15 protein-coding genes are annotated in these 18,376 nt (G+C 61.0%); 8 read left to right on the top strand and 7 right to left on the bottom strand.

All coding sequences use genetic code 11. The features are described 5' to 3' along the window. Positions 1–94: 94 nt before the first annotated feature. Complete coding sequence (locus CIW50_RS14105; RefSeq protein WP_149531866.1) at positions 95–526, bottom strand: nuclear transport factor 2 family protein; 432 nt, start codon at positions 524–526, stop codon at positions 95–97. Positions 527–719: 193 nt separating this feature from the next. After that, on the bottom strand, positions 720–995 hold the full coding sequence (locus CIW50_RS14100) for a hypothetical protein (protein ID WP_149531865.1): 276 nt from the start codon (positions 993–995) through the stop codon (positions 720–722). A gap of 144 nt (positions 996–1,139) precedes the next feature. Between CIW50_RS14100 and CIW50_RS14095 the strand changes: the two genes are divergently transcribed. Further along, positions 1,140–1,319, top strand: a complete 180-nt coding sequence (locus CIW50_RS14095) for a hypothetical protein (protein ID WP_068731175.1) — start codon at positions 1,140–1,142, stop codon at positions 1,317–1,319. Between the two features lie 33 nt (positions 1,320–1,352). Then, a complete protein-coding gene (locus CIW50_RS14090; RefSeq protein WP_149531864.1) occupies positions 1,353–1,667 on the top strand; it encodes a (2Fe-2S) ferredoxin domain-containing protein in 315 nt (104 codons plus the stop codon). A 9-nt stretch (positions 1,668–1,676) separates the two neighbouring features. Here CIW50_RS14090 and CIW50_RS14085 read toward each other — a convergent pair whose 3' ends face one another. Next, on the bottom strand, positions 1,677–2,996 hold the full coding sequence (locus CIW50_RS14085; RefSeq protein ID WP_149531863.1) for a dicarboxylate/amino acid:cation symporter: 1,320 nt from the start codon (positions 2,994–2,996) through the stop codon (positions 1,677–1,679). Between the two features lie 198 nt (positions 2,997–3,194). On the opposite strand from CIW50_RS14085, the gene CIW50_RS14080 reads away from it, so the two are divergent. The 4 genes from CIW50_RS14080 to CIW50_RS14065 all read left to right on the top strand — a co-directional run bounded on the left by CIW50_RS14080 (position 3,195) and on the right by CIW50_RS14065 (position 8,147). After that, complete coding sequence (locus tag CIW50_RS14080) at positions 3,195–4,220, top strand: S1C family serine protease (protein ID WP_149531862.1); 1,026 nt, start codon at positions 3,195–3,197, stop codon at positions 4,218–4,220. Positions 4,221–4,534: 314 nt separating this feature from the next. Beyond that, the gene (locus CIW50_RS14075) at positions 4,535–5,137 is read left to right on the top strand and encodes a gluconate 2-dehydrogenase subunit 3 family protein (RefSeq protein WP_246664272.1); all 603 of its coding nucleotides are present in this window, start codon (positions 4,535–4,537) and stop codon (positions 5,135–5,137) included. A gap of 3 nt (positions 5,138–5,140) precedes the next feature. Then, on the top strand, positions 5,141–6,904 hold the full coding sequence (locus CIW50_RS14070; protein WP_149531860.1) for a GMC family oxidoreductase: 1,764 nt from the start codon (positions 5,141–5,143) through the stop codon (positions 6,902–6,904). A gap of 10 nt (positions 6,905–6,914) precedes the next feature. Next, positions 6,915–8,147, top strand: coding sequence for a c-type cytochrome (locus CIW50_RS14065; protein WP_149531859.1), 1,233 nt, complete (start codon positions 6,915–6,917; stop codon positions 8,145–8,147). Between the two features lie 18 nt (positions 8,148–8,165). Here the strand turns inward: CIW50_RS14065 and CIW50_RS14060 are convergent, their stop codons facing one another. Next, positions 8,166–9,113 carry a hypothetical protein gene (locus CIW50_RS14060; protein WP_246664271.1) on the bottom strand — a complete coding sequence of 316 codons (948 nt, stop codon included), beginning with the start codon at positions 9,111–9,113 and terminating at the stop codon, positions 8,166–8,168. Between CIW50_RS14060 and CIW50_RS14055 the strand changes: the two genes are divergently transcribed. Continuing rightward, a complete protein-coding gene (locus CIW50_RS14055) occupies positions 9,112–9,903 on the top strand; it encodes a transporter substrate-binding domain-containing protein (protein WP_246664270.1) in 792 nt (263 codons plus the stop codon). The two genes, CIW50_RS14060 and CIW50_RS14055, sit on opposite strands and share 2 nt — an antisense overlap. Positions 9,904–9,906: 3 nt before the next feature. Here the strand turns inward: CIW50_RS14055 and CIW50_RS14050 are convergent, their stop codons facing one another. The 3 genes from CIW50_RS14050 to uvrB form a co-directional block, all read right to left on the bottom strand. Then, positions 9,907–10,155, bottom strand: coding sequence for a hypothetical protein (locus CIW50_RS14050; RefSeq protein WP_149531857.1), 249 nt, complete (start codon positions 10,153–10,155; stop codon positions 9,907–9,909). Between the two features lie 550 nt (positions 10,156–10,705). Next, a complete protein-coding gene (locus tag CIW50_RS14045; RefSeq protein WP_149531856.1) occupies positions 10,706–12,436 on the bottom strand; it encodes an RNase H family protein in 1,731 nt (576 codons plus the stop codon). A 703-nt stretch (positions 12,437–13,139) separates the two neighbouring features. Beyond that, positions 13,140–16,178, bottom strand: a complete 3,039-nt coding sequence (uvrB, locus tag CIW50_RS14040) for an excinuclease ABC subunit UvrB (protein ID WP_149531855.1) — start codon at positions 16,176–16,178, stop codon at positions 13,140–13,142. A gap of 86 nt (positions 16,179–16,264) precedes the next feature. Here uvrB and CIW50_RS14035 point away from each other — a divergent pair, with 86 nt between their 5' ends. Beyond that, positions 16,265–18,226: an alkyl/aryl-sulfatase gene (locus CIW50_RS14035; protein ID WP_246664284.1), complete on the top strand. Its 1,962-nt coding sequence runs from the start codon at positions 16,265–16,267 to the stop codon at positions 18,224–18,226. Positions 18,227–18,376: the final 150 nt, after the last annotated feature.

Genomic DNA, 18,376 nt, shown 5'->3' with positions numbered 1-18,376 from the left:
TCGATTGGCAGATAATACCATCAGGGTCGGCGGAATTGTGGCGTCGCAGCATTCCGTTGGGGAGTGACCGGCGATATGTGATCGCCGACGTTAATCACGCAATCTTGGGCAAATGGATAGGCCGGCCCAATGCTTGCTCGACGAGATCGAATGTATCGACGACCACGCGCATGCTGACCAGGCGGCCACCCTTGAACTGTGCGAACTGTGCCAGCCGCAGGCTGATGGGACGGTTCGAGTCCAATGCGGTCAGTGAGAACCGCATCATCGCCGAACCGGAGTTGTCGCCTAGGATCATCGACTCGCGCTCGAAGCGATGCACCCGCACATTGTCCGCGATCTGCTTGCAGACATCGAGCACGGCAGTCTTGCCGTGGCGCGCGCCCAGAAACGGAAACATGTCGATCGGGCCGTAGACCGCCCATTCGATATTGTCGTCGATGATGTCAGCGAGGTCGTCGAGCTGGCGTTCGTTGATGGCGCGATGCAACGCGCGCGAAAAACGCCAGAGGCTATGCTCTGTCATTGGGATCGTCCTGAAAATGGCTGAAACACTTGCGCGCCGGGGCAACGTCGCCCGGGCGGTCTGCACAAATTGCTTGAGCCCTGAAGTAATATAATTTCGCTAAAACTCAATGGATTATTTTGCATTGCACAAATGTTCGTGGTGAGGAGCTGCTCACCAAAACGTTAAGCTGCATTGCGGCGTCGGCATAACCTTACCGGTATGTCTGCTCGTGGTCCTGCACGGGGAGCGGTTCCATGGCGACATCGCCATTACGGGCAGCCATGACGCCGAACATGAGGGCCCCGCCGACAGCGCCGAGGAGTGCGCCAATGGGCATGAAGGTGAAAAACACCAGCATGGCGCTATAGCCCTCGAAATTGCTGGTCTTGAACAATTCGACCCAGGCAACGCCGGCGCCGATCCCCAAAGCCGCTCCGCCGAGCAACCCCAAAACCAGACCCAGCAAGATCAGCAACGCGATTTTCATGCAGCGCCCCCACTCAACATTTTATGCGTCAAATAACGGCGCCAGAAGGTTCAATGGCGGGCGGCGATTTCATGTGCCGGAGCCTGGTTAAGGAACGCAGTTTGGGTGGCTGCGTTGCTCTCCACCTGCAAGGGGAGATTCCCGATGACCAAGCACATCCAGCCCGTTCCCGAAAATAACTGCAGTGACAAGGGACCCGGCAGCGCGCCGAAGGTCACGCTCGATAACACCAAGGGTCATCGCGACGACGAGAAGCACAATATTCGCGAGCAGGGAGCGCACGGCAATCTCACGCAGAACACCAGCAACCGCCGTTCGGGGTGATCGCATGCAGCGGGTGGTTTCTATATAAGAGGAATGGCCAGTAAACCCGTCGTCGCCGCGCTCTTGCGTCGCGCGTCGCCCGTTCTCGTCTGCAAGAAATGCCTTGGTCGCATTGATGATGGCAAGGCGCTGCGCAAATCGCTCAAGTCGGACTTGAAACGCCGCAGCGCGAAGCAGGACGTGAAAGGTCCACGCGTGGTGCTGACGAGTTGCCTTGGCATTTGCCCGAAACGGGCCGTCGTCGTGGGGAGCGCCGCGACGTTACAGAACGGGCAGTATCTGTTGCTGTCAGGTGCGGACGCCAGCGCAGAGGCGGTGGCGTCGTTGATGCCGGATCGTATGCCCTAGACAGGATGATCAGGCGGCCGATTTTTCCGGCAGTTCTTCCAGCGGCCGACGCTCCATCTCTTCGCCAAAATCGATTGGATGCAGCAGCGCCTCGTGGAGTTGATGGCGATCGAGTTCGCCTTCCCAACGGCTGATGACGATGGTGGCCACGCCATTGCCGATCAGGTTGGTGAGCGCGCGGCATTCGCTCATGAACTTGTCGATGCCAACGATTATTGCCAGTGCCGTGATCGGAATATCGGGGATGATCGACAGCGTCGCAGCCAGCGTCACGAAGCCGGCGCCGGTGACGCCCGATGCGCCCTTCGAGGTCAGCATCGCGACGGCCAGCACGGTCGCCATCTGCCCGATGGTGAGATGCGTGTTGGTGGCTTGCGCCAGGAACAGCGTAGCCAGCGTCATATAAATATTGGTGCCGTCGAGATTGAAGCTGTAACCGGTCGGGATCACGAGACCGACCACAGGCTTCGATGCGCCCAAGGCTTCCATCTTGGTGATCATGCGCGGCAACACAGTCTCGGATGAACTGGTACCGAGCACGATCAGCAGCTCGTCCTTGATATAGCCGATAAAGCGCAGGATCGAGAAGCCGAAGGCGCGCGCGATGCCGCCGAGCACCAGCAGCACGAACAGCAGCGACGCGAGATAGAAGGTGAAGATCAGATAGCCGAGATTGACGAGGGCGCCGAGGCCGAACGAGCCGATAGTAAAGGCCATGGCGCCGAAGGCGCCGATCGGTGCCAGCTGCACGATCATGCCGATGATGCGGAAGAACATCTTGCCGGCAAGATCGATGCCTTCGGCGATCTTCTCGCCGGGCTTGCCCATATGCGAGATCGCGAAGCCCGAAAGGATCGCGACCAGCAGCACTTGCAGCAGATCGCCCTTTGCCAGCGAGTCGAAATAGGACGTCGGAATAATTGCCATCAGATGGCCGACGAAGCTCTCCTCCTTGGCGCGGCTCACATAGCTGGCGACGGATTTCGCATCGAGTGTAGCCGGATCGATGTTGAAGCCGGCACCGGGCTGCAGGAAGTGGCCGACCAGGAGGCCGATCAGTAGTGCCACGGTGGAAACTGTCTCGAAATACAGCAGCGTCTTACCGCCGATGCGGCCGACCTTGCTCATGTCGCCGATCGAGGCAATCCCATGCACTACAGTGCAGAAGATCGCCGGCGCGATCATCATCTTGATCAGCGCGATGAATCCATCGCCAAGCGGCTTCAATGCTTTGCCGGCATCCGGATAGAAGTAGCCAACGGTGACGCCGATCGCGATGGCGATCAGCACCTGGATATAGAGAACGCGATACCAGGGTTGTTTGGCCATCGTGGGTTCGTCCCTTGAAAAGCGCTCATCACCATCGACAGCCGCGCGCAAAACATAGGTGCGCTGAGCTGCGGCGTAAAGTCACGCTTTGAACAGACCTACGGTTAAAGCGCGGCGCAGCCCGGCCATGTCGCTCGCGCATGTTGCACTTGCGGTGGTGCGCGCCGGGGCCATTTAAAGCGTAAAGGAAGCACCGCCATGCTTGATATCACCGCACACCCCTTCGATGACGATTCCGCGACACCTGTCGTTGCTGCAGCGCCGAACGATGCGGCGCTGCTCGATGCCTATTCCAACGCCGTCATCGGCGTCACCGAGCGCGTCGGCCCCGCGGTCGTGCGCGTTGAGATCGGCGCCAGGACGCCCAATGCGCGCGAGCGCGGCGGGCTGGGCTCCGGCATCGTCATCTCGCCCGACGGCCTCGTGCTGACCAACAGCCATGTCGTCGGCAATTCAAAGCACATTCGCTTGCGCGACACCGAAGGTGTTGTCACCGAGGCGCGCGTGCTGGGCGCCGACCCCGATACGGATCTCGCTTTGCTGCGGGCCGATGGCGCACGCGAATTGCGTTATGCGGGTCTCGGCAATTCCAAGAACCTGAAGCGCGGCCAGCTCGTGGTTGCCATCGGCAATCCGCTCGGCTTCGAATCCACCGTCACCGCCGGTGTCGTCTCGGCGCTCGGCCGCTCGATCCGCTCGGTGAGCGGGCGCAACATCGAGGACGTGATCCAGACCGATGCCGCGCTCAATCCCGGCAATTCCGGCGGCGCCCTGGTGTCGTCGCGCGGCGAAGTCATCGGCATCAACACCGCCATCATCCAGGGCGCGCAGGGCATCTGCTTTGCGGTCGCCAGCAACACCGCGCAATTCGTGCTGTCGGAGATTATCCGTCACGGCTATGTCCGCCGCGCCTTCATCGGCGTGTCCGGTCAGACTGCGCCGATCCCGCGTCGCCATGCGGTGCTTGCCGGTATCGAAAACACCATGGGCGCACTGCTGGACCAGATCGATCCCGACGGTCCCGCGGCGAAAGCTGGTCTGCTGCCCGGCGATGTTGTGATCGCGCTCGATCACGTACCCGTGAATGGCGTCGACGATCTCATTCGTATTCTGGATCGCGACCGTATCGATCGCGCGATCGAGATCGATGTGCTGCGGATGGGACGGTTGCGGGCGATCGACATTCGTCCCGTCGAGCGGAGGGCCGCCCCGCGCAGTAGTTGAGTAAACCATCACGCACATGCAAAGTTTGATTATTAATTTCGCATGATGTCCGCATGTGCGTGAACGCAATGCAGCATCCCGATGAAGTGAGTAGTTGATCATTGTCCGCGACTGATACGCATGGTCTAGAATTAGACTTATTATAATTCGGGGCTCACGCGATGATCGACCGTTCCCGGGGCACGTTGCTATCCCGGCGCTCGCTGCTTGTATCGACGGCGGCTCTACTCGTTTCTGGCGCAACTGCGGCTCGGGCTCGGACATTCTCTGGCGCGATGCCATGGGAGGCGGGAACTGCTACCCCTCCGATACCGGTGCGCCCGGGACCATGGATATTCTTCAACGCTGACGAGGCCGCCTCGATAGAGGCCATCGTCGATCGCTTGATTCCTCCCGATGATCGTGGCCCCGGAGGCAAGGAGGCCGGCTGTGCCGTCTACCTCGATCGGCAACTGGCTGGTCCGTATGGCACTGGCGCCGGCCTCTATTTGCGCCCGCCGTTCATGCCGAATGCGCCGGCCACGTTTGGCTATCAATCACCCGAACAACCTGCCGCACGCTATCGAACCGGCCTCGCGGCGCTTGCCGACTACATCAAGTCGAACTTTTCAGGAAAAGTATTTCGCGATCTTACACCAGTCGATCAGGACAAGGTGTTGTCTGGCCTTGAGAAGGGATCGATCGCGCTGAAGGGCGTGAACAGCGCGAGTTTCTTTACGCTGATGCTGTCGGGCACGCAGGAAGGCTTCTTCGCCGATCCGATCTATGGCGGCAATCGCGACATGGCGGGCTGGAAGCTGCTCGGTTTTCCCGGCGCGCGTTACGATTATCGCGATTGGGTTGATCGTCACAACGAGAAGTACCCGCTGCCGCCGGTCAGCATTATGGGCCGCTCCGACTGGACAGTGAAAGACTAAGAGATGGCACGTAAACTTCCCCGCAAAGACGTCGTCATCGTCGGTCTCGGATGGACCGGATCAATCCTCGCTTATGAAATGGCCAAGCAGGGTCTCGACGTCGTGGCGGTCGAACGCGGTCCGTGGCGCGATACGGCGACCGATTTTCCGCCGGGTTATGCGCAGGACGAATTACGCTATGGCGTCCGTCTCGACCTGTTCCTGAGGCCCGATCAGGAAACGCTGACGGTCCGCAACAACATGAGCCAGACCGCGCAGCCGATTCGCCGATTCTCCGGCTTTCTGCCAGGCAATGGCGTCGGCGGTGCAGGCGTGCACTGGAACGGCCAGACCTGGCGCTTCCTGCCGAACGACTTCAACCTGCGCACGCATCTGTCGGAGCGCTACGGCGCCGACAAGATCCCCGCCGATATGACGATCCAGGACTGGCCCGTCACTTATGATGAACTCGAACCGTATTATGATCGCTTCGAGAAGCTCGCCGGAATTTCCGGCAAGGCCGGCAATCTCAAGGGCGTCAAGCAGGCCGGCGGTAATCCGTTCGAAGGCTGGCGTTCATCGGAATATCCGACGCCGCCGCTGAAGCAGAACTACGGCTCCGCGCTATTTGCCGAGGCTGCGAAGAAACTGGGTTATTCGCCGTTCCCGCGGCCATCCGGCAATATCAGCGAGGCTTACACCAATCCGCTGGGCATCCGGATGGGGCAGTGCACCTATTGCGGTTTCTGCGAGCGCTTCGGATGTGGCAACTATGCCAAGGCAAGTGCGCAGACCTGCGTGCTGCCGGCTCTGATGCGTTTGCCGAACTTCACCGCTCAGACCGATTCAGAAGTTACCAGGATCAATCTGGATTCGACTGGCAAGCGTGCCACCGGCGTCACTTATGTCGATACGTCGGGTGAGGAGTGGGAGCAGCCCGCCGATATCGTGCTGGTCTGCGCGTTCTCGCTGTTCAACGTCCGTCTCATGCTGCTGTCGGGAATCGGCAAGCCCTACGATCCGGTGAGCGGCAAGGGCGTTGTCGGGCGCAACTATGCCTATCAGACGACCTCAGGCGTCTCGATGATCCTGAAGGACAAGATCCTCAATTCTTTCATCGCCACCGGCTCCGGCGGCATGATGATCGACGAGTTCAACGGCGATAATTTCGATCACAAGGATCTCGGCTTCTTCGGCGGCGGCTATATGGGCTCGGGCCAGACCGGCGCACGTCCGATCACGACGCGGCCGGTGCCGAAGGGCACGCCGCGTTGGGGCGCCGAGTGGAAGAAAGCCACCGCGGAGACCTATTCGAGCGGTTTTGGCATTTCCACCCACGGCTCGTCCTACAGCTACCGCGACTGCTACCTCGACCTCGATCCGACCTTCAAGGATCGCTTCGGGCGGCCGCTGATGCGCATGACCTTCGATTTCAAGGACAACGAAATCAAGATGTCGCAGTTTCTCACCGACCGTCTGGCTGAAATCGCTCGGGCATTGGATCCGGTGGAGATGACCGCCAGCCCGCGCAAGGGGCCGTGGAACAGCACGATCTACCAGACCACGCACAACACCGGCGGCACCGTGATGGGCTCCGATCCCGAGACCTCGGTGGTCAATCGCTATTGCCAGAGCTGGGACGTGCCCAACGTCTTCGTGCCCGGCGGCGCCTCGGTGTTTCCGCAGAACCACGGCTACAATCCCACCGGCACTGTCGGTGCGCTCGCCTACTGGACGGCAGACGCGATCAAGGATCGCTATCTGAAAAATCCCGGCCCGCTGGTTTGAGGAAAGAGTGATGAAACAGTCTCTCGCCTCCGCTGCCGTCCTTTTGCTGTCGCTGATGTCTGTCGCATCGGCGCAGGATCCGCAGAGTTTTGATCGTGTCGAGAAGGGGCGCTATCTGTCCGTGCTGGGCGATTGCGCCGGCTGTCATACCGCGCAAGGCGGTCAGCCTTTCGCCGGTGGTCTCGCGCTCGATACGCCGTTCGGCAAGCTTGTTGCGCCGAACATCACGCCGGATCGCGACACCGGCATCGGCAATATGACCGATGACGAATTCGTCGCCGCGCTGCATGACGGCCGTGGCCGCAACGGCAAGCGGCTGTATCCGGCGATGCCGTACCCGGCCTATACAAGGATGTCGCGCGACGACATCCTGGCGATGCGGTCCTACTTCAAGACGATCCAGCCGGTGAACAACGCCGTCGAATCCAACCAGCTGCCGTTCCCGTTCAACATCCGCCTGGCGATGGCGTTCTGGAACTGGCTGAATTTCACGCCCGGCCGCTTCCAGCCCAATCCGCAGAAATCCGCCGAGTGGAATCGCGGCGCCTATCTCGTCGAAGGCCCGGCGCATTGCGGCACGTGCCATACACCGAAGACGGCGCTCGGCGGCGACAAGACCGCGACGCCGCTTGCCGGCGCCACGCTGCAGGGCTGGTTTGCACCGAACATCACGGCCAATACGCATAACGGCATCGGCGGCTGGTCGAAGGACGATCTCGTTGCCTATCTGAAGACCGGCGCCAACCAGTATACGCTGGCCTCCGGCCCGATGTCGGAAGCGGTCACGCATTCGACCTCGCAGATGACCGACGAGGATCTTGCGGCGATCGCGACCTATCTGAAGGACAGCGGCGTGCCGAGCGACGGCGCGAAACCGACGCCGGTCGCAGCCAGCGACAAGGTGATGCGCGTCGGCGAGGCGGTCTACAAGGATAGCTGCGCCGCCTGCCACAAGGACAATGGCTCCGGCGAACTACATTTGTTCCCGAAGCTCGCCGGCAGTGCGCTGGTGCAGTCCAATGATCCGACCACACTGGCGCATGTTGTACTCAATGGCGCGCGTGCGGCATCGACGGCCGGCGCGCCGACGGCGCCTGCGATGCCATCCTTCGACTGGCGTCTGAAGGACGATCAGGTCGCGGCCGTGCTCACTTACATCCGCAACACCTGGGGCAACGCCGCAGCGCCCGTTCCGGCGAGCGCGGTGGCGACCAAACGCACGTCGCAAGCGCGATTTGACTAACAACCACGCGCTGCGCGGTCAGGCCTTGTGCAGCAGCGATAGGTCAGCCTTGAGGCGCAGGCTGCGCTTGCCGGCGAGGGCGGTGGCTTCGAATGCCGCGCAGCCCTCGCTGCAACTGCCGGAAAAGCCGATTCCCACTTCATAGCCGGCGAACAGCGAACTCCCGCCGGCTGAAGGCGTGTGTTCCTGATTGACGATCTCGCCCTTCCAGCGGCCGTCGGCCGAGCCATAGGCGCCGAGATAATAGAAGCGGGCGTCGCCGCCCAGGATGCGGCCGTCGAACAACAGCATCACGCCGGTCAGCTCGTGCTCGACGCCGTCGAGGGTTTTCATGTGCAGCGAATACAGGCCGTTGGCGATGCCGCCATCGCTCACCGTGCCGGTGTCCGGGAAGTCCTCTTCGTCGAGTCGCGTCATCACGGACTCGAAGGCCGGCCCCTTGCCTTGGGCGTCGCCGCCAGTGAACCTGTAGTTCTTGCCGTCGTGGATGCCGCGGACGCGGATCGCGCCGTCGTCGTCGCCATAGAGCGTGCGAAACTGCGAGCCGATATGATGGCGCTGGCCGTGGATCACCGCATGGATGCCGTCGTCGGCCTCTTCATAGGTGCCGACATGGGCGAAGGCAGTGTTGCCGCCCAGCATGCGGCCGTCCTTGCAATACATGACGCTGCGGCCGGCCACGTCGCCCGCCCGGTAGTCACATTTGTAGAAACCGTCGAACACCTCAAGCCACCCATTGCGCCAACGGACACCAGTGTAGACGGTCGCGCAGTGCGATAACAGGCATTCCCGGCCGGGCATATCAGCCATCCCGTCCGCCTGCCGAACGCAGGCCGGCCGCGCCGGGCGGATCACGCTGTCGTTGACGCCCGGGTCACCGATTGTTGCGCAGCGGGTTTGGGGGCATTGTCCCGGCAAAACCGGGGAGTCTGCGATGCGTGTTTTACGATGGATGGTGCTGTTCATGACCGCTGCGCTCCCGGCCTTCGCCCAGCCCGCGCCGTCCCCTGAAGTGCTGCGCGACCTCGCGCCGACCGGCAAACTCCGCGCCGCGATCAATTACGGCAACAGTGTCCTGGCCCAGAAGGGCGACCCCAACAAATTGGACGGCGCGCCGCGCGGCGTCTCGGCGGATCTCGCTGCCGAACTCGCCAGGCGCCTCGGCGTCGCTGTGACCTACGTGCCCTATGAAGCGGCCGGCAAGGTGTTCGAAGGCGCCAAGGCCGGCGCCTGGGATGTCGGCTTCATCGCCATCGAGCCGGCGCGCGCGCAGGAGATCATCTTCACCGCGCCCTATGTGATCATCGAGGGCACCTACATGGTGCCCGTGAATTCGCCGCTGAATACTGTCGATGATGTCGACAAGGACGGCGTCAGAATGGCGGTTGGCCTCGGCTCGGCCTACGATCTCTATCTCACCCGCACCATCAAGCACGCCACCGTGCTGCGCGCCGACGCCGGCGGCGGAAGCGCGATGATCAAGAAGTTTCTCGACGAGAAGCTCGATGCTGCCGCCGGCGTGCGCCAGCAGCTTGATGCCTATGCCAAGGACCATCCGGAGATGCGCGTGATGTCCGGCTACTTTCAGGAGATCCAGCAGGCGATGGCCATGCCGCGCATCGCCGACAAGCCGCGCACGGCTGGCGTTGTCTATCTCGCCGCCTTCGTCGAGGAGATGAAGGCGTCGGGCTTCGTTGCCGAAGCCCTGAAGCGCAGCGGCCAGGTCGCCGACGTCGCGCCGCCGGCAAGAAAATGAGCGTCAGTCTGTCAGCGTCCAGCGCGTGATGCGGCGGACGAGGAAGAAGCCGATCACGAAGACGATAATCTGGGTATAGATATTGCTGGCCGTCCTGCCGTATTGCTCGAACAGCGAGGCCCCCAGCGCAGCCACTATGCCTGACGTCAGCCCGACCAGATAGTTGCGGGTTCTGCCGTGATTGCGCGTGAGGTCGTCGAGCCGCTTCTTGAGGGCACTGATCTCGATCATCGCCAACTGCCACTCGGTCATTGCCACTTGCCACCGCGATGCGGCGTGATGGCCGCGCATCATGATTGGTTGGCGTGGCGCCGAAACGGTTCAATTGGCCCGCGCATGCACCGTCGCATTTGTCTCTCCGATTCGAATGTCAAACAGCCACGCGACTTCGTTCTCGCGGGTGAAAGCCCCGAGGTGAGCTGTGGTCTTCCCCTCGAAGAGTGAGGGGAATGGAGCGCCGCAAGGCGCACCTTGGGTACAGTCGCCACATCCGGCTCGGCTGCGACGCCTCGCCTTCTGCAGCGCAACGCCTTGCGGCGCTCCATCACGGCGATTTCTGGTGGAGGACCGTTCTTCCTGGGACGTGGCGGTAGCGGATTTCCCGCGCCTACCTGTCCCAGTCCAGCCGCACGCTAGCGGCAGAGCCCCGTAGTGGGCCCGGACGGTGACCCCCGACCTCCCGAGTCCGTGCTTGCGAGGCACGTCCGCGGGCGCCGCATCCGTGTTCCACTCTCAAGACGCCCTCGAGAAGCGCCCCTCATGAACAGGACGAGAAGGAGTATATAATCGTATAGGAATGATGTCAAGAAGACCTTTTCATGTTCTCTCGACTAGCAGCTCTGGCCTGCTCGCGAGCTAACCTGTCGGCTTCTTCATTATAAGGGTCGCCAGCGTGCCCCTTCACCCAATCGACGCGAATGCGTCTCGATCTAACAAGTTCTTGATATTCTTTCCAAAGGTCGGAATTCGACTTAATAGTTGAATCACGACGGACCGTGTCACTGACATACTGAGAGTCAGTTCTAATAATTATCGATTTTTTTGGATCGACTGACCTAATAGCTTCAATGACTGCCTGAAGCTCCATTCTGTTATTCGTTGCTGACGTGGCACGCCCAGCTTTCTTCTCACCCGTATCGTGAACAACAAAAGACCATCCGCCCGGACCTTGGTCTTTGCCCTTCCGGGGGCCGTCCGAGAAAATTGATCCATCTGTTGAAATTGTAATGGTGTTCTTTGACCGGGAAAAACGAGAGCCTAGTTCGAGCTGAAAAGGTACGTCGTCTAGATTTTTACTTTGAATGTCGCCGAGCAAGCACACGCCTCCCAAACGGCGTTTTGTTTTCCAGTCCTGATCCCGCATTTGATCTGCGAACCAACTTCTGAACTGGTCAAGCTTACTGTCGATCTTGCGATCTAGGTCTACAATAGTGGCCGGCGCGTCCGAATACGCAAAGGCGTCTCTCCAGCCTCGAATTACCTTATCCAATAACACAAGAGTCTGCGCATACCTTTGGCGGCCCTCAAAGCTATTCGCTGCTCTCTTTACTTCGCTTATCGTCTCACGTCCCGAACGTATGTGGCTATCAATTTTCTCTGCCAGTTTCTGGCGGGCGAGTCGCGAAGGCTGAAATAGGCCTGGGCGTATATCATATCCAAGAAATACGAATCCGCTTTCAACTGACCCAAATGATGCCTTTTCGAGGTTCACATTACTCGCAAATGGATCGTGGCATTTGAGGCCATTCTCTCGCAGGTTGGCCGTCGCGCTCTTGAACGCTTGTTGAACGCTATGCTCATTTTCGCCAAGCAGAACAAAGTCGTCAATGAAGCGAACGCAAGCTATTCCCCGTTCGTTGAATTTGATGTCGAAGTCGAAAAGAAGAATGTTTCCAAACAACGGGGACAAGGGCGAGCCTTGCGCGACACCTTGATCGTCGGTGGGAAATACTTTGCGATTCTCTCCTAACGCAGACTCGTTGGCGAGGACGACTTTTGTCGCATCGCTTAACGTCTTTAGAAATTTAATATCGCCAATATCCTCGCTCAGCCTTTCAAGAACAGTCTGACGGGAAATGTTGTCGAAGAATCCTGAAATATCAGATCGAATGAAATGTTTCTTTCCAGCGGAGAAGGCGTCGCGGATCAATTTGAGGCCATGCGGAACGCTTCTATGAGGGACGCCTCCGACGCTTGTCGGCTGATCGTTTACGCGCCGGACAAAATCCGAGCTGCTTTGTAGGCAGTCTAGCCAAGCACGCTCGACGATGCGGTTTTGCACTGATGCCATTACAATGCCGCGCTTGCCGCCACTAGTCTTGTTCTTGAGCACGCCTTTTTGCGGTTCGAACTCGAACGTTTCGTCGCGCAAGCGTTTTTGTATTTTGTTGATGTTTCGATCTAAGTCGCGGCCGAACATTTCGATCGCAATGCGCGTTTCGCTCGCTGCCGAGGTTTGTCCATTGGCTCGAATGCGATGCCAAGCATTCTTAAGGGATGAACGCTCTGTGGCTCTCTGGAAGAGGCTTCCCATTTCTCTACCTCTCTCTTGGTGGACGACGTCGGTTGCCTCGCCCTACCTCTGAAGCTCACTGATGCTCCACAGGACCGCGTCGGGCGTATCGTGTCACGCCTTTGGCGGCACCCCGTCGACCGGTCGTCGGTTGTTCACCGATTGCCGGCCGGCTGATGGACATCTTTCCGACGCTCAAAGGAAGCCCGGGGACATCAATCAACGGTACCAGCACCACCGCGAGAAAAGTTGCGGTAGTGAAGCGCCAGCCAACGCGGCTGGCATGTTTTTGCATGCGCTAGTTTTCACGATGCGGTCCTCCTAAAGGCAGATTACTTTTTTAGGAGCGATTGCAAGCGAAGCGCGTGCGTCTCCCAGGCGAAGCCGAAAATAAAGCCTACCGACCACCCGACACTCGATATCAAAGCTAATATCGAGGGCTATGGCCAATTCAGAGATAAGGCCTGCCTGATGCTCCACAGGACCGCGTCGGGCGTATCGTGTCACGCCTTTGGCGGCACCCCGTCGACCGGTCGTCGGTTGTTCACCGATGGCCGGCCGGCTGATGGACATCTTTCCGACGCTCAAAGGAAGCCCGGGGACATCAATCTGCTGAACGTATTAGTTGTGCCAAACAAAAAACGATTCGTTCAAGGACTTTGTTGCCATCCCGAGAATTATCTGGCCACAGCGGATAGATTACAGCGACTCATTCCCTTCTTGCCTACCGCTTCTTCCACCCACCCCGATGCCCCGGCGCGCCGCCGGTTGATCTTGGCGCAGGCCCAAACTCCGGCCCGGACTCGCGGCTGTTCTTCGGCTGGAAGATCTTGCTCTCGGTGCCCGGACCCATTTCGTCCAGCGTCGGCTTGCGCGGGCGCTGAACTTCCTTGCCGCGGGCCGGCTTCACTTCGTGCCATCCGGCGATGCCCATCTCGTCGAGCTCCGGCTTGTGCACTTTCGACGACGCGCCGCCTGCTGATGAACTCTTGCCGTATTTGCCGCGCGCCTTGCCCTGCGCGGCCTTGTCGAGACGCGCAGGGAGATTGGCCGCGTCGCCATATTTCTTCTCGCCTTTGTAGGCGCCGCCGCGCGCGGCCACGCCGCGCTGCTTGACGGTGGGGTCGTCGACCACGGCGAGTTCGGTGGCGCGCAGGCGCTTGACCTCGTCGCGCAGGCGCGCGGCTTCCTCGAAGTTCAGATCGGCCGCCGCCTCGCGCATCCGCACTTCCAGATCGGCCAGCACGGCTTCGAAATTGTGCCCGATGGTGATGGCATCCTCGGCCATGCCGCCGCCGATATCCACCAGCACGCGGTCGCCTTCATAGACCGAGTTCATGATGTCGCCGATCGACTTCTTCACGCTTTCCGGCGTGATGCCGTGCAGCGTGTTGTATTCCACCTGCTTCTCGCGGCGGCGATCGGTCTCGGCGATGGCGCGCGTCATCGAGCCGGTCATCTGGTCGGCATAGAGAATGACGCGGCCGTCGACATTGCGCGCGGCGCGGCCGATGGTCTGGATCAGTGACGTCTCCGAGCGCAAAAAACCTTCCTTGTCGGCGTCGAGCACGGCGACCAGCGCGCATTCGGGAATGTCGAGGCCTTCGCGCAGCAGGTTGATGCCAACCAGCGCGTCGAAGGCGCCGAGGCGAAGATCCCTGATGATCTCGATGCGCTCGATGGTGTCGATATCGCTGTGCATGTAGCGCACGCGAATGCCCTGCTCATGCAGGAACTCGGTGAGGTCTTCCGCCATGCGCTTGGTCAGCACGGTGATCAGCGAGCGATAGCCCTGGGCCGCGGTGGCGCGGACCTCGCCCAAGAGATCGTCGACCTGGGTGCGCGCCGGGCGGATATTGATCGGCGGGTCGATCAGGCCGGTCGGGCGAATGACCTGCTCGACGAACACGCCGCCGGATTCCTGCAGCTCCCAGCCCGACGGCGTCGCCGACACCGCGACGGATTGCGGGCGCATCATGTCCCACTCCTCGAAGCGCAGCGGGCGGTTGTCCATGCAGGAGGGCAGGCGGAAGCCGTATTCCGCCAGCGTCGCCTTGCGGCGGAAGTCGCCTTTGAACATGCCGCCGATCTGCGGCACCGTGACATGGCTCTCGTCGGCGAACACCAGCGCATTGTCGGGCACATATTCGAACAGAGTCGGCGGCGGCTCACCCGGCCGGCGGCCGGTGAGATAGCGCGAATAGTTCTCGATGCCGGCGCACGAACCCGTGGCTTCCATCATTTCGAGATCGAAAGTGGTGCGCTGTTCGAGGCGCTGGGCTTCGAGCAGGCGGCCCTGATTGTGCAACTGATCGAGCCGCCATTTCAGCTCTTCCTTGATCGACTTCATCGCCTGGATCAGCGTCGGCCGCGGCGTCACGTAATGCGAATTGGCGTAGATCTTGATGAATTCGAGCTCGTCCTGCTTGTGGCCGGTGAGCGGATCGAACTCCTCGATGCTCTCCACGGTGTCGCCGAACAGGTTCACGCGCCAGGCGCGGTCTTCATAGTGCGCCGGGAAGATGTCGATGACGTCGCCGCGCACGCGGAAGGTGCCACGGGTGAAGTCGTGTTGGGTGCGCTTGTATTGCAGGGCGACGAGATCGGCGATCAGCTGGCGCTGGTCGATGCGCTCGTCCTTTTTCAGCGCGAAGGTCATCGCGGTGTAGGTTTCCACCGAGCCGATACCGTAGATGCACGATACCGACGCCACGATGATGACGTCGTCGCGCTCCAGCAGCGCGCGCGTCGCCGAGTGGCGCATGCGGTCGATCTGCTCGTTGATGGACGAGTCTTTCTCGATATAGGTGTCGGTGCGCGGGACGTAGGCTTCCGGCTGGTAGTAGTCGTAATAGCTGACGAAGTACTCGACGGCGTTGTCGGGGAAGAAGTTCTTGAACTCGCCATAGAGCTGCGCGGCCAGCGTCTTGTTCGGGGCGAGGATGATCGCCGGGCGTTGCGTGGCCTCGATCACCTTGGCCATGGTGTAGGTCTTGCCGGAGCCGGTGACGCCGAGCAGCACCTGGGTGCGGTCGTTGCGCGCGATGCCTTCCACCAGTTCCTTGATGGCGGTGGGCTGGTCGCCCTTCGGCTCGTATTCGGACTTCAGGACGAACTCCACGCCGCCTTCGGATTTCTCCGGGCGCGGCGGACGGTGCGGCGTCCAGATCTTCTGGTCCTTGAACTCGGGTCGACCGTCGCGCACCAGTGCTTCCAGCGCATCGGCTGTGGCCTGCACGCCAAGCGCTTCCATCTTGTTGCGCGGCGGCCGCGCGGTCATCGCCTCGGCGTCTTCTTCCTCGGTGGTAAAGCCGAGCTGCTTGGCGAGTTCCGGATCCAGCGTCGGGATCGAGGCCGAGGTGTTGTAATTGGCCTGCCGGGTTTCCTCCAAACCCTTCTGCTCGCTCAGCCGCGGCGCATAGGGCGCCACCACCGGCTGCGGGAACGGCTGCAACGGCGTCGGGCGCGGGCCCGAAGACCTTGCTAAATCGTCGCCCTCGAACTTCTTCGGGGTCGATTTGCGCGCGCGATGCACCGCAGCTTCGCCGCCGGAGCGGCGCTCGAAGGAATTGGTCGGCGGCGGCTGCAGCCCGGTGCCCGAGCCCATGCCGGCATCGCCGCGATTGATCGCGGGATTCAGCAGTTCCGCCAGGGCAGGCCCGATTGGTTTGACGTCGGGACGGCCGGCGCCGGGCTTGGCGGCGGGGGTCTTCGTGCGTGCGGATTTTGCGGGCTTCTTGGGATTGTCTGGATTCTTCGCCATGGGCGGAATATGGGATGGTTACGGCCGACATAAAAGAGCCATTGCCGACAGAGGACACGCGCATGAATCACGGTCGCAAGACGTTGATGTTGCTCGCGGTGTTGGGCGCCTGCGGGTTCGCGCCATGGTCGGCTTCCGCCCAGCCGGGGGATGCCGAGCCGGCCACCCGCGCGGTCAATGATTCGTTCCTCAAGACGTTGCCGTTCGGCGACCGCGCCGATTTCGAGGATGCCAAACGCGGCTTCGTCGCCACGCTGCCGGATGGCGTGATCCCCGGCCCGGGCGGCAAGCCGGCCTGGGACACCAAGCCTTACGGGTTCCTGCAACGGGACGAGGTGCCGGCGACGGTCAATCCCAGCCTGTGGCGGCAGGCGCAGCTCAATGCGATCAACGGGCTCTTCAAGGTCACCGACCGCGTCTATCAGGTGCGCGGCCTCGATCTCGCCAACCTCACCATCATCGAAGGCGATAGCGGGCTGATCCTGATCGATCCGCTGCTATCCAATGAAACCGCGCGCGCTGCGCTCGATCTCTATTTGAGCAATCGTCCGGCCAGACCGGTGCTCGCGGTGATCTACAGCCACAGCCATGCCGATCATTTCGGCGGCGGCAAGGGCGTGATGTCCGAGGCCGACGCCGCCTCGGGCAAGATCAAGGTGATCGCGCCCGACGGTTTCATGGAGCATGCGGTGGCCGAGAATGTCATCGCCGGCAACGCCATGGGGCGCCGGGCGCAATATCAGTTCGGCAGCGCGCTGCCGGTCGGCGAACGCGCGCAGATCGATACCGGGCTCGGCAAGGCGCTGGCGAAGGGGACGATCTCGCTGATCCCGCCTAACGATCTCATCAAGCAAAGCTACGAGACCCGCACGATCGACGGCGTCGAGATTGAATTCCATCTGGTACCGGGCTCGGAAGCCCCAAGCGAGATGATCATGTATGTCCCGCAGTTCAAGCTGTTGAACATGGCGGAAGATGCCACCCACAACATGCATAACCTCTACACCATCCGCGGCGCGGAGATCCGTGACGGCCGGCTGTGGTCGAAATATATCGGTGAGGCGATCGAGCGCTACGGGAAGAAGACCGATGTGGTCATTGCGCAGCATCACTGGCCGATGTGGGGCAATGAGCGGATCGTCGCGTTCCTGAAGAAGCAACGTGATCTCTACAAGTACATCCACGACCAGACGGTGCGGCTCCTCAACGAAGGCCTGACACCGACGGAGATCGCCGAGCAATTGCAGCTGCCGCCATCGCTGGCGAATGAATGGTCGGCGCGCGGCTATTACGGCACGCTGAGCCACAATGCCAAGGCGGTGTATCAGTTCTATCTCGGCTGGTACGACGCCAACCCCGCCGACCTCAATCCGCTGCCGCGCGTGGAGGAGGCGAAGAAGCAGGTGGAATATATGGGCGGCGCGGATGCCGTGCTTAAACGGGCGCGGGAGGATTTCAAGGCCGGGCAATATCGCTGGGTCGCCAGCGTGATGAGCAAAGTGGTATTCGCCGATCCGTCGAACAAGGAGGCGCGAGATCTTGGCGCCGACGCGCTCGAACAGCTCGGCTACCAAAGTGAGGCGGCGACGTGGCGCAACGCCTATCTGCTCGGCGCGCAGGAGCTCCGCAACGGCGTCCCCAAGGCGCCGGCCTCGGGCGCGAGCGCCGATCTGCTCAAGGGTGTCTCGATCGATCTCGCCTTCGATTTCCTCGGCGTGCGGCTGAACGCGCCGAAAGCGGAAGGCAAGCACATCGTCGTCAACTGGACCTTCACGGATCTCAACCAGACCTATGTGATGAATCTGGAGAACTCGGCGCTCACGCACACATCAGGCACGCTGTCGGACAATGCCGATGCCAGCGTGACACTGACGCGCGCGGCGCTCGACGCGATCACGCTCAAGCAGCGGACATTCTCCGACAGCGTCGCGGCAGGCGACGTGTCCATCCGCGGCAATCCGCTCAAGCTGCGCGAGTTGTTCGGCATGCTCGATGACTTCAGGGCGGATTTCGAGATCGTCGAACCGAAGAAGGCGCGCGCGGAATAGATCGGGAGAGGCGCGGCCTACCACGGCCATCCGCATTTGATCTGGATCAAATCAATCTTCGCGAGAATTTGGTAGTCTGGGCAACTCTTGTTGGTATGTACGATCTGAACGCCGGTCAGTCGATCAGTCTGAATCGAGCAGTCCACAAAT

It is taken from the genome of Tardiphaga sp. P9-11 (assembly GCF_008329525.1).
GTDB lineage: Bacteria > Pseudomonadota > Alphaproteobacteria > Rhizobiales > Xanthobacteraceae > Tardiphaga.
Note: the sequence above shows the minus strand (reverse complement) of the source record. Positions and strands in the feature narration are given on the sequence as shown.